The organism is Craurococcus roseus (assembly GCF_039523795.1).
Classification (GTDB): domain Bacteria; phylum Pseudomonadota; class Alphaproteobacteria; order Acetobacterales; family Acetobacteraceae; genus Craurococcus; species Craurococcus roseus.
Genome location: NZ_BAAAFZ010000096.1, coordinates 20,393 through 31,403, shown reverse-complemented (window position 1 = coordinate 31,403; position 11,011 = coordinate 20,393). Strand labels below are relative to the sequence as shown.

Genomic DNA, 11,011 nt, shown 5'->3' with positions numbered 1-11,011 from the left:
CGCCGCGCGCGCCGCCGCGGCCGGGTCGGCCTGCGCCGCGAGCCGCGCCAGCCCGGCGCAGCCGAGGCGGTTGGCCACGCCGTTGGTCACGGCCGTCGCCACCAGGTCGCGCCGCAGCCGGTGCCGGGCGATGGCGTCGGCGTACCGCTCGCGCAGCGGCGCCGGGAAGTAGGTCGCCAGCACCGGCGCGAAGGCGGGGTCGTCGGGCAGCGGCCCGGCCTCGATCGCCTCGTTGAGCCAGAGCTTCGCCAGCGGCAGCAGCGCGCAGACGGCCGGCCGCGTCAGCGCGTCCCCGGCGGCCACGCGCGCCGTCATGGTCGCCGCGTCCGGCAGGCCGGCGACGCTCCGGTCCAGCACGCCCGCCGCTTCCAGCCGCTGCATCAGCGCGGCCTGCGCCGGCAGCGCATCCGCCGGCGCAGCGCGCTCCTCCAGGCTGACGGCGAGCGACTGCTCCGCGTTGTCGCGCAGCACCAGCCGGGCGACCTCGTCCGTCATCTCGGCCAGCAGGGAGTCGCGCTGCGGCCGGGTCATCCGGCCGGCCCGCTCCACGTCGGCGAGCAGGATCTTGATGTTGACCTCGTGGTCGCTGGTGGAGACGCCGGCCGAGTTGTCCAGCGCGTCCGTGTTGATGCGCCCGCCCGCCGCCCGCGCGTACTCCACGCGCCCGGCCTGGGTGACGGCGAGGTTCGCGCCCTCGCCCACCACGCGCGCACGCAGTTCGCGCCCGTCCACGCGCACCGCGTCGTTGGCGCGGTCGCCGGCCTCGGCCTGGCTCTCGGTGCTGGCCTTCACGTAGGTGCCGATGCCGCCGAAGTAGAGCAGGTCCACCGGCGCCTTGAGGATGGCGCGGACCACGGCGGCCGGCTCCGGCTGCTCCTCCTCGATGCCCAGCGCCTCGCGCGCCCGCGCCGGGAGCGGCACCCGCTTCAGGTTGCGCGCGAACACCCCGCCGCCGGGCGAGATCTTCGCAGGGTCGTAGTCCGCCCAGGAGGAGCGCGGCAGCCGGAACAGCCGCTCGCGCTCCGCGTAGGACGCCTCCGGATCGGGGTCGGGGTCTATGAAGACGTGCCGGTGGTCGAAGGCCGCGACCAGCTTGGTGCTGCGCGAGATCAGCAGCCCGTTGCCGAACACGTCGCCCGACATGTCGCCCACGCCGGCGCAGGTGAACTCCTGCGTGAAGATGTCGTGCCCCAGCTCCGCGAAGTGCCGCGCGACCATCACCCAGGCGCCGCGCGCGGTGATGCCCATGGCCTTGTGGTCGTACCCGGCCGAGCCGCCGGAGGCGAAGGCGTCGCCCAGCCAGAAGCCGTATTCGGCGCTCAGCGCGTTGGCGATGTCGCTGAAGGTCGCGGTGCCCTTGTCGGCCGCGACGACCATGTACGGGTCGTCCGCGTCCCGCCGCACCACCCGCTCCGGCGGCACCACCCGCTCGCCGTCGAGGTTGTCGGTGATGTCGAGCAGCCCGCGCACGAGGGTCTGGTAGCAGGCGACTCCCTCGGCCTGGAACGCCTCGCGGTCGGTGGCCGGCGGCGGGCGCTTCAGCACGAAGCCGCCCTTGGCCCCGGTCGGCACGATGACGACGTTCTTGACCCGCTGCGCCTTCATCAGCCCGAGGATCTCGGTGCGGAAGTCCTCCCGCCGGTCCGACCAACGGATGCCGCCGCGCGCCACCGGGCCGGCGCGGAGGTGCGTGCCCTCCATGCGCGGCGAGTGGACGAACACCTCGCGCCAGGGCTTGGGCGCCGGCATGTCGCCCGCCGCCGCGCTGTCGATCTTGAAGGAAATGTAGGGCTTGTACTGGTGGTAGTTGGTGCGGAGCACCGCGTCCAGCAGCAGCCGGAACCGCGCCAGGATGCGGTCCTCGTCCGGGTTCGCCACCGCGTCCAGCAGCGCGTCCCAGTCCGCGAGCAGCGCCCGCTCGCGCGCCGCCCGGTCGCCGGCGAAGTCCGGGTCCAGGCGAGCGTGGAACAGGTCGAGCAGGATGCGCCCCGCCATCGGGTGCGCCGCGAAGGCCGCTTCCGCGCTGCCCTGCTCGAAGCCGAAGCCCACCTGCTTCAGCCAGCGGAACATCGCCCGCAACAGCCAGCACTCGCGCCAGGTCAGGCCCGACAGCAGCACCAGCCGGTTGAATCCGTCCGCCTCCGCCGCGCCCTCCATCAGCGCGGAAAGCGCCTCCAGCACCGCCGGGAAGCGCTCGCCCGTCGCGCCGAAGGGCGCGTCCGGCGCGTCCAGCGCGGAGATGGGCCGCAGGGAGAAAACGTGCAGCACCGCCGCGGGCGCGCCCTCGGGCGAAAGGCGGTACGGCATCTCCTCCACCGCCCGCAAGCCGAGGCTCTCGAACAGCGGGAGGGCGTCGGCCAACAACAGCGACCCGCCGGGATTGACGAGGCGCAGCGACAGCGTCCCCTCCGACCCACCGGGCCGCGACAGGGCGGCGGCCGGCTTGCCCTCGGCCAAGGCGCGCTCGGCCAGCGCGAGGTCGGCCGCGCCCTGCGCGCCGGTGGCGCCCTCGCGGTAGGCGGGCGGGAAGGCGTCGCGCCACCGTCCGAGCAGCGCCGCCGCCGCGGCCTCGCCGTGCTCCGCCGCCAGCGCCTCGCCCAGGCGCTCGCCGAAGGAGCGCGCCGCCTGCGCCACCGCCGCCTCCAGCACCGCCTCGTCCACCGCCCGCGGGCGGGCCGGGTCGGTGCCGACGATGTAGTGGATGCGGGCCAGCGGCGCGTCGCCGAGCGCGATGTAGAAGGCGCTGAGGCGGCCGCCATAGGCTTGCGCCACCACCTCCCCCACGCGCTCGCGCAGCCTGGTGTCGAATCCCTCGCGCGGCATCCAGGCGATGGCGGACACGAAGCGCCCGAACGGGTCGCGCCGCACGTGCAGCGCTGGCCGCGGCCTGATCTGGAGGTCGAGCGCGACCCGCGCCCCGCGCAGGATCTCCGCTTCCGGCGCCTGGAACAGCTCGTCGCGCGGCCAGGTGTCCAGGATGTTGCGCAGCGCGCGGCCGTCGTGCGCCTCCGGGTCGAAGCCGGCGGCGGCGAGGATGCGGTCCACCTTCTGCGACAGCATAGGGATGGAGCGCGGATTTCGGTTGTAGGCGCCCGCCGCGAACAGGCCCAGGAACAGCCGCAGCCCCGCCACGCGCCCGTCGGAGGCGAAGATGCGCGTCGCCACCACGTCGGCGTGCTGCGGGCGGTGGACGGTGCTCCGCATGTTGGCCTTGCCGACCGAGAGCGGCACCGGCTCCGCCAGAGCCGCGCGCATGGCGGGCGGCAGCGCGGACGGGTCGCGCAGCGCGTCGAAGACCGGCACGGCGGGGTCGCGCAGCAGGCCGAGGTTCTCCCCGGCGGCGACCGCCGCCGCGCCCCCTTCGCCGACGTCCAGGCGGCGGTGGCCGAGCAGCACGAAGTTCTCGTCCATGAGCCAGCGCAGGAACTCGGCCGCCGGGCCGCGTTCGCGGGGCGCCGCGGCGATCTCGTCCTCGGCGGCGCGCATCAGGCGGGACATGGCGGGGAAGTCGGTCACGGCCAGGCGCACGTCCGCCATGGCGCGGGCCAGCATCCGCTCCAGCTCCGGCCAGCCGCCGGCGCCCTGGCCCGGCAGCATGGCGGTCTGCGCCGCGCCGATCGTGATCCGCATCATGCTCTCGCGCCCGGTGGCGTCCGTCTCCGCGCCGCCGAGCGAGAGCAGCCGCCCGGCGGCGTCGCGCCGCACCGCCACCACCGGGTGCAGGAGCTGCTTCACCACCCGGCCTTGCCGGGCCAGCGCGGCCAAGGCGCTGTCCACCAGGAAGGGCATGTCGTCGGTGACGATCTCCGCCACCGCGTGCGGGCCGCGGCCCGCCCCGGGCGGCAGCACGCGCAGCTCGGCCTCGCCCGGCGGGCGCTCGCGGGCGAAGGCGTAGAGGCTGGCCGCGGCCTCGGCCACGGTTTCCGAGGGGATGCCGGCCAGCTCCGGACCGGGCACGTCGGCGAAGAGGCGGCGCAGCAGGACCGTGGCGTCCGGCGGCAGGTCGGGCGCCAACCGCCGGAGCGCGGTTTCCGCTTCGCGCAGGAGCGCCTCGCGCGCCGGGTCGTCATCCGTCGCCGCGCCGCCCCGTTCCAGGCGTGCGTCGGGTGGGGCTGGTTGGTCCATGGCCGCGCCTCCTCTTGTTGCCGGCAGCATCCGCGCGCCCTCCGGCCCGGGCAAGGGCGGGACGCCGGTTTGTCACGCCCGCGACACGCAGGGGGGCAGGCGGCGACCGGGCCTGTTCCGCGCGGGGAACTCGGCTAAGCTCGCGGCCCATGACCGCCATGACCCTCGAAGCGCTGCTGGCGCCCATGACGCCGGCGCAATTCTTCGCCGAGTACCACGACCGCCAGCCGCTCCACCTCAAGGGGGCGGCAGGCAAATTCGCGTCCGTCCTGTCCTGGCGGGGGATCAACCGCCTGCTGGACATGACGCACGTCTGGTCCAGCCACTCGCTCCAGGTGTTGATGGACGGCGCCCCGGTGCCGGCCGAGCAGTACTGCGCCCGCGCCAACAGCCGCGACAACCAGCCCGTCCTGCAGCCCGACGCCGCCAAGCTGCGCGGCTGGGTGGAGCGCGGCGCCAGCCTGGTGATGAACGACGTGGACAGCCTCACCCCTGGCCTCGCCAGCGTGTCGGAGGCGCTGGAGGACGCCGGGCTCGGCAAGGCGCAGGCGAACGTCTACATTTCGTTCCAGAGCCACAAGGCCTTCCCCGCCCACTACGACACGCACGACGTCTGGGCGGTGCAGGTGGAAGGCGAGAAGACCTGGAACGTCTGGGAAGGCCGCGCCGACAACCCGTTGCCGCACCCCCTCTTCCGCAACGTGAGTCAAGCGCAGCACGAGCAGAAGAAGGGCAAGCTGCGCGAGCGCGTGGTGCTGCGCGCCGGCGACCTGCTCTACCTGCCGCGCGGCTGGTACCACGACGCGCTGGCCGAGGCGCCGGCGAGCGTCCACGTCGCCTACGGCGTCAACGCGCCGCTCGGCATGGATTTGGTGAACATCCTGCTGGAGCGCGCGCTCTACGACGCCGAGTTCCGCAAGTCGCTGCCGCGTCAGGACGGCAGCGCCGCCGCGCGCTTCGCGCTGACTTCCCGCGCCGGGCAGCTCGGCCAGCGGCTGGCGGAGCTGTGCCGCGACCCGAAGGTGATGGAGGTGTTGACGGGCTTCGTGGCGGACTACCGCTTCAAACGCGGCGGCAACGACCTGCTGGCCGCGCGCGGCCTGGCCGCGCCCTCCGCTGCCGCGGCGGCGGACGGCGGCGACGCCGAAGCGCCCGCGTTGCGCGTGCTCCAGCCCGGCGCCAAGCCGGTGCGCCGCGGCGCCGATTGGGTGCTCAAGACCGCGGGCGGCACGCTGCCCCTTTCGCCGCCGGAGGCGGAGGCCGCGGGTTGGGTGCTGTCCCGCCCGGACGTGGCCGAGCCGGAGTTGCGCGCCGCCCACCCCGGCGTGGACGCGCCGGCGCTCCTCGGCCGCTTGCAGGAGGCGGGGCTGCTGGCCCCCGCATGACGGCGGCGAGGACGGCTCCCGCCGCCGCGTTGCTGCTCGCGCTGCTGCTGCCGGGCCCGGCGCCGGCGCAGCCGCGCCCGTTCAACTGCGTCGGCGCCGGGGACCTGGAGGACGACGTGTTCGCCATTCCCTTCGCCGCGCGCTCCGCGGAGCCGGGCGAGGCGGCGCGTGGCAACCTCGAAGCGGCCGCGGAACTGGCGAAGCGGGAGCCGGAGCGGAACCTTTGCGTGCTCGGCCACGCCGGGCCGCAGGAAGGCGGCGCCACCACCGGCGCCCAGCTCGCCGCCCGGCGCGCCGGCGTGGTGGCCGAGGCGCTGGCCAAGCTCGGCGTGGAGCGCGACCGCGTGCGCGCCGAAGCGCAGCGCGCCGCCTTCGCCCGCGGCGGCACCGTCCCCGCTGAGCGGAGTGTGACCGTGGTGGTGTTGCCGCCGGGCGAAAGGCCAGCAACGACGGGAGAGCCCGATGCCCGATGACGCCCAGCCCCGCCGCGTCGCCGCCGACCGCCGCGCGCCGGCCGACCACCCGCTGCTGGACGCGATAGCGGAGCGCTGGAGCCCGCGCGCCTTCGACCCAGACCGGCCGCTGACCGAAGCCGACGTGCTGCCGCTCCTGGAAGCGGCGCGCTGGGCGGCCTCGTCCAGCAACATACAGCCCTGGCGCTTCGCCTGGGCGCTGCGCGGCGATCCGGCCTTCGCCCGCCTGCTCGGCTGCCTCAACCCCGGCAACGCAGCCTGGGCGCACCGCGCGGGGGCGCTGGTGCTGGGCTGCGCGGTGGCGGACAAGCCGGGCGGGCGCGGGCCGAACCGCCACGCCGCGCATGACCTCGGCGCGGCGCTGGCGCAGATGGCGGTGCAGGCCGCGGCGGACGGCATCGGGATGCACGCGATGGCCGGCTTCGACCGGGAGGCCGCGCGTGCGGCGGCGTCCGCGCCGGAGGGCGTCGAGCCCTACACGGCGGTGGCGCTGGGCTGGCCCGGCGACCCGGCGCTGCTCGACGAGGACCGCCGCGCGCGCGAGGCAGCGCCGCGCGTCCGCCTGCCCTTGGCGGAGGTGGCGCCCCGCGGCGGCTGGGGCGGCGGCTGAGGGCGCGCGTGCTGAAAGGCCTCGGCTCCGTCCTCGGACTCGCCGCGCAATCGGCGCTCTCCTTGGTCGGCGTCCGTGCCTACGAGCAGCCGCCCTACCGCGTCGTGGGCCGCGCCGGGCCCGCCGAGGTGCGCGAGTACGGCCCGCGCCTGGCGGTCGAGACGACGCTCGATCCCGGGACGCGGGACCAAGCCTTCGGCCTCCTCGCCGGCTACATCTTCGGCAAGAACCGCGCGACGGGTGGCGGCGCGACGAAGATCGCCATGACCACGCCCGTCGAGATGCGGTCGGAGCGAATCGCCATGACCGCTCCGGTGGAGCAGGCCAAGTCCGGGGCGCGCGTGACCATGCGCTTCTTCCTCCCCCGCTCCTCAACCCGGGAAACGGCGCCCGAACCCACCGATCCGCGCGTCCGCGTCGTCGAGGTGCCGGGGGAGACGCTGGCCGTGCTGCGCTTCTCGGGCTCCACGGACGACGCGCGCATCGCGGAGCGCAAGGGAGCGCTGCTCGGGGAACTGCGCGGCTCCGCGTGGGAGCCGGCCGGCGAGCCGGTGTTCTTCGGCTACGACCCGCCCTTCACGCCGCCCTTCCTGCGCCGCAACGAGGTCGCCGTGCCTGTGCGGCGGCGCTGAACGCGCCCCGCGCGAGGCGTGCCCGTCGCTACCGGTGCCCGCTCCCGAACCAGAGTTCCACGTCCAGCGCCACGGGGCCGTCCGTGCCGCCGAGCCGCTGTTGCACCTCCTCGCGCACGGCGCGGCGGTCCCCTTCGGAGAGGCGGGCGTAGTCCTGGCCGACGCCGCCCCCGCCCGCCTCGATGCCCGCGAAATAGGCCTCGAAGGAGGGCAGGACGAAGCGGTGGGTTTCGGCCGTGACCGCGAGGTCCCCGAAGCCCGCGCCCCCCAGCAGTTCGCGCAGCCGGTCCGGGTCCAAATCCGAGCGCAGCAGGCGCTGCGACACGCCGCCTTCCGACCGCAACCGCGCCGCGATCGCCGCGAACACCGGGGTGAGGAAGGAGCGCGCGGGAGCGTTGACGGACACGGCGACGCGCCCGCCCGGCCGGAGAACACGCCGGAACTCGGCCAAGCCCTTCGCCGGATCGGGAAAGAACATCAGGCCGAGGTGGCAGAGCACCGCGTCGAACTCGCCGTCCGGCATGGAAAGCGCTTGGCCGTCCTCGAGCGCGAAGGACACCCCCGCCGCCGCGCCGAGGCGGGCGCGCGCCTTCTCCAGCATCGCCGGTGATACGTCGGCGGCGACCACGCGGCCGGACGGCCCGACAGCCTCCGCCGCGGCCTCGGCGGCGATGCCTGTCCCGGTGGCGACGTCGAGCACCCGCTGCGCGGGGGCGACCCCCGCCAGCCGCAGCAGCGTCGGGACGAAGCGGCGCGAAACGTCCCGGAACAAGCCGTCGTACCCTTCGGCGGCTTTGGGGGTGAAGAGCGCCTCGGCCATGACCGGTCCTCCGTGATCGTCGCGGGGCTTCGCGTTCAGCTCAACCGCAGCCCGAGGCGTTCAAGCAAGGCGCGGTCCGCCCCGCGCTGTTGCCGCGCGTCCTCCGCGCAATCCTCCGGAGTCTTGGGGAGCGCGGCCATGCCGTAGCGCTCCAGCACCGCGAGGTGCGCCGGGTCGAGCAGCGCTTCCCGGAACGCCGCGTGGAGGATGCGCGCGACGCCGCGGTCCAGGCCGGGCGGCGCGGCCAATCCGTAGCGGCCGTCGGTCACGAGGTCGACGCCTTCTTCGCGGAGCGTCGGCACGCCGGGGTACCGCCGGGCGCGCTCGGCGGCGAAGACCACCAGCAGGCGCATCTTCCCTTCCTCCACGAGCGGCGCCCAGGTGCTGCTGTCCACGCCGACGTGGATCTGGCCGCCGAGCACCGCCGGGTGCACCTCGCTGCCGCCGCGGAAGGGGACGTGAATCCAATGCAAGCCCTCGCGCTGGGCGACGACCTCCATGGCGAAGTGCGGCGGCGTGCCGACGCCCGGCGTGCCGTAGTTCACCCGGCCGGGGTTGGCCCGTGCGTGGGCGACGAGGTCGCGCCACGTCGCCCATGGCGCGTCGGCGCGCACCGCCACGCCGAACAGGTAGCCGACCATGCCGCACACCCAGGTGAAATCCGTCATCGGGTCCAGCGGCGCCTGCGGCGCCTGCGGCGCCTGCGGCGCCATCATCAGCCGCGCCGGCGTCCCCGTGCCCACCTGCGACAACAAATGGCCGTCGGGCTTGGACTCGTTCACGAGCGCGAGCATGCCGAAGAAGCCGCCTCCGCCGGTCCGGTTCTCGACGACGACCGGCTGGCCGAGCTTCGGCGACGCCAGCGCGCAGAGCGACCGCATCTGCACGTCGGTGCTGCCGCCGGCGGCGAAGGGGTTGATCGCGCGGATGGGGCGGTTGGGGAAGGCGCCGCCGCCTTGGCCGAGGGCTGGACGGGCGAGCGCCACGGCGCAGCCGAGCGCCAAGGCGGTACGCCGGTGGACGTGTCCCATCGGAGGGCGTCCCTTTTGCAAGATCGGCCGGGCGCGAGGCCCGGGCCTCCCTGCCACGGAGCCGACGCCTCGCGGGTGCGGGCCGTCAAGACAGGTTTCGAGCCTGCGTCCGTTTCGCGGGACGCCCCGACCCGGCCCAGCGATCCGAGGCGACGGTTTGCCGTGACCGGCGCCCGGCGGTCTGCGCTCCTCCGGCCGCGGGCCGCCGGGCGCTATCCCCGGAGCCGCTCCTCCGCGACCAACCCGCGCAGCCGCCGCATTCCCTCCACGGCCTCCGCCGCCATGCGCCGCACCACCTCGCCGGCCGGTTCCACCGCCCCGAAGAGACCGGCGCACTGCCCGGCCCAGACGTAGCCGCCCTCCAAGTCGCCGTTTTCCGTCCCGAGTGCGTTGGCCTCGCCGCTCACCAAGCGCAGCAGTTCCTCCTGGGGCGCACCCGACGCTTCGGCCGCCAGGATGCGCCGCGCCTGCGGGCCGTCGAGCACCCGCCCAGGGGTGCCGAGGCTCCGCTTCACCACCACCGTGTCGGCCGGCGCCGCCGCGGCCAGCGCTGCCTTGTAGGCGGGGTGGGCCCGCGCCTCTTGCGTGGCGACGAAGCGGGTGCCCATCTCCACGCCTTCCGCACCGAGCGCCAGCGCCGCCAGGAGCCCCGCCCCGGTGGCGATGCCGCCCGAGGCCAGCACCGGGATCTTCACCGCGGCGACCACGCGCGGCACCATCACCAGGGTCGTCTCGTCGCCGCGGCCGATGTGGCCGCCGCCTTCGTAGCCCACCGTCGCCACCAGGTCGGCGCCGGCCGCCTCCGCCTTCCGCGCCAGCTCCGGCCCGGCGGTCAGCACCAGGGTGCGGGCGCCCGTCCCTTCGCAGCGGCGGATGTAGGGCGCGGGGTTGCCGGCGGTGAGCGCCACCACCCGCACCCCCTCCTCCAGCGCCGCTTCCAGCAGCGGCGTCAGGTCGAAGCGGCCGACCGGGAAATTCACGCCGAAGGGCTTGTCGGTCAGGGCCCGGCAGCGGCGGATCTCGGCGCGCAGCCGCTCCGGCGTGCCGAGGCCCACAGTGCTGACCTGCCCCAGCCCGCCGGCGTTGGACACCGCGGCGGCCAGCTCGGCGAAGGCCACCCGCGCCAGCCCGCCTTGCACGATGGGCAGGCGTATGCCGAGCAGGCGGGTCGCGCGCGTGGCGATGGCGGGCGCTTCGGCCGCTGCCCCCGCCCCTCCGGTCGGCAGGGGACCCGCGCCACCGCCGCCTTTGTCGTCCGGCTCCACCGTCATTTGCCCTCCTGGCCCGGCCGAGCCCCCTTGTACCCGGACCGATCACACGGCATCTCTCGATGGCAGGGGGAAAAGGGGAACACGGGCCTTCATGGACATCGTCGCACGCGCCAAGGGGTTGATCACCCGCCCCGGGGAAGAATGGCGAACCATCGCCGGGGAGCCGTCGGATACCGCGGGTTTGTTCAAAGGTTACGTGATGCCGGTGGCCGCCATCCCGGTGGTGGCCGGGTTCATCGGCATGGCGGTCTTCGCCAGCATGTTCGCCACCGTGCTGCCCGGCTTCTCGATCGCGGGCCTGCTGGTGCAAAGCGTGGTGTCCTACATCCTGGGCCTCGCGGCGGTCTGGGTGTTCGGGAAGGTCGTCCAGGCGCTCGCCCCCCGCTTCGGCGGCACCGGCGAGGAGGTGCCGGCGATGAAGCTCGCGGCCTATTCGCCGACCGCGATGTGGCTGGCCGGGGTGTTCGCCCTGGTGCCGCCGCTGTCCATCCTCACCCTGCTCGGCCTCTACAGCCTTTACATCCTCTACAAGGGCGTGCCCGCCGTGTTGCGGGTGCCGGAGGACAAGGCGCTGGTGTTCACCCTCGCCCTCGTCGTGTGCGCAATCGTGATCAATCTGCTCATTATTCTGGTCATTTCGCCATTGCTGGCCTTCTAAGTAACG

At 74.8% G+C, this 11,011-nt stretch carries 9 protein-coding genes; 5 read left to right on the top strand and 4 right to left on the bottom strand.

What is annotated here, in order from left to right:
- A partial coding sequence (locus tag ABD067_RS24255) for an NAD-glutamate dehydrogenase (protein ID WP_343897999.1) occupies positions 1-4,125 on the bottom strand: 4,125 nt, incomplete at its 3' end.
- Positions 4,126-4,274: 149 nt separating this feature from the next.
- Here ABD067_RS24255 and ABD067_RS24250 point away from each other — a divergent pair.
- From ABD067_RS24250 to ABD067_RS24235, 4 genes are read left to right on the top strand one after another with little or no spacing between them, the layout of a single operon-like run.
- Entirely contained in the window at positions 4,275-5,510 is a 1,236-nt protein-coding gene (locus ABD067_RS24250; RefSeq protein WP_343897998.1) for a cupin domain-containing protein, read from the top strand.
- Positions 5,507-5,983: an OmpA family protein gene (locus ABD067_RS24245; RefSeq protein WP_343897997.1), complete on the top strand. Its 477-nt coding sequence runs from the start codon at positions 5,507-5,509 to the stop codon at positions 5,981-5,983. The genes ABD067_RS24250 and ABD067_RS24245 overlap by 4 nt, the downstream gene beginning before the upstream one ends.
- A complete protein-coding gene (locus ABD067_RS24240; protein ID WP_343897996.1) occupies positions 5,973-6,593 on the top strand; it encodes a nitroreductase family protein in 621 nt (206 codons plus the stop codon). The genes ABD067_RS24245 and ABD067_RS24240 overlap by 11 nt, the downstream gene beginning before the upstream one ends.
- An 8-nt stretch (positions 6,594-6,601) precedes the next feature.
- Positions 6,602-7,225 (top strand): SOUL family heme-binding protein, encoded by a 624-nt coding sequence (locus ABD067_RS24235; RefSeq protein WP_343897995.1) that lies wholly within the window; start codon positions 6,602-6,604, stop codon positions 7,223-7,225.
- A gap of 28 nt (positions 7,226-7,253) precedes the next feature.
- Here the strand turns inward: ABD067_RS24235 and ABD067_RS24230 are convergent, their stop codons facing one another.
- The 3 genes from ABD067_RS24230 to ABD067_RS24220 form a co-directional block, all read right to left on the bottom strand.
- Entirely contained in the window at positions 7,254-8,045 is a 792-nt protein-coding gene (locus ABD067_RS24230; RefSeq protein ID WP_343897993.1) for a class I SAM-dependent methyltransferase, read from the bottom strand.
- A gap of 35 nt (positions 8,046-8,080) precedes the next feature.
- Positions 8,081-9,076 carry a Bug family tripartite tricarboxylate transporter substrate binding protein gene (locus tag ABD067_RS24225; RefSeq protein ID WP_343897992.1) on the bottom strand — a complete coding sequence of 332 codons (996 nt, stop codon included), beginning with the start codon at positions 9,074-9,076 and terminating at the stop codon, positions 8,081-8,083.
- A 212-nt stretch (positions 9,077-9,288) separates the two neighbouring features.
- Positions 9,289-10,347, bottom strand: coding sequence for an NAD(P)H-dependent flavin oxidoreductase (locus tag ABD067_RS24220; RefSeq protein ID WP_343897991.1), 1,059 nt, complete (start codon positions 10,345-10,347; stop codon positions 9,289-9,291).
- A gap of 91 nt (positions 10,348-10,438) precedes the next feature.
- On the opposite strand from ABD067_RS24220, the gene ABD067_RS24215 reads away from it, so the two are divergent.
- Positions 10,439-11,005 (top strand): Yip1 family protein, encoded by a 567-nt coding sequence (locus tag ABD067_RS24215; RefSeq protein WP_343897990.1) that lies wholly within the window; start codon positions 10,439-10,441, stop codon positions 11,003-11,005.
- The last annotated feature ends 6 nt before the right edge of the window (positions 11,006-11,011 follow it).

Coding starts and splice junctions, on each gene's coding strand:
- ABD067_RS24250 (WP_343897998.1), top strand. CDS start 4,275: ATGACCGCCATGACCCTCGAAGCGCTGCTGGCGCCCATGACGCCGGCG.
- ABD067_RS24245 (WP_343897997.1), top strand. CDS start 5,507: ATGACGGCGGCGAGGACGGCTCCCGCCGCCGCGTTGCTGCTCGCGCTG.
- ABD067_RS24240 (WP_343897996.1), top strand. CDS start 5,973: ATGCCCGATGACGCCCAGCCCCGCCGCGTCGCCGCCGACCGCCGCGCG.
- ABD067_RS24230 (WP_343897993.1), bottom strand. CDS start 8,045: ATGGCCGAGGCGCTCTTCACCCCCAAAGCCGCCGAAGGGTACGACGGC.
- ABD067_RS24225 (WP_343897992.1), bottom strand. CDS start 9,076: ATGGGACACGTCCACCGGCGTACCGCCTTGGCGCTCGGCTGCGCCGTG.
- ABD067_RS24220 (WP_343897991.1), bottom strand. CDS start 10,347: ATGACGGTGGAGCCGGACGACAAAGGCGGCGGTGGCGCGGGTCCCCTG.
- ABD067_RS24215 (WP_343897990.1), top strand. CDS start 10,439: ATGGACATCGTCGCACGCGCCAAGGGGTTGATCACCCGCCCCGGGGAA.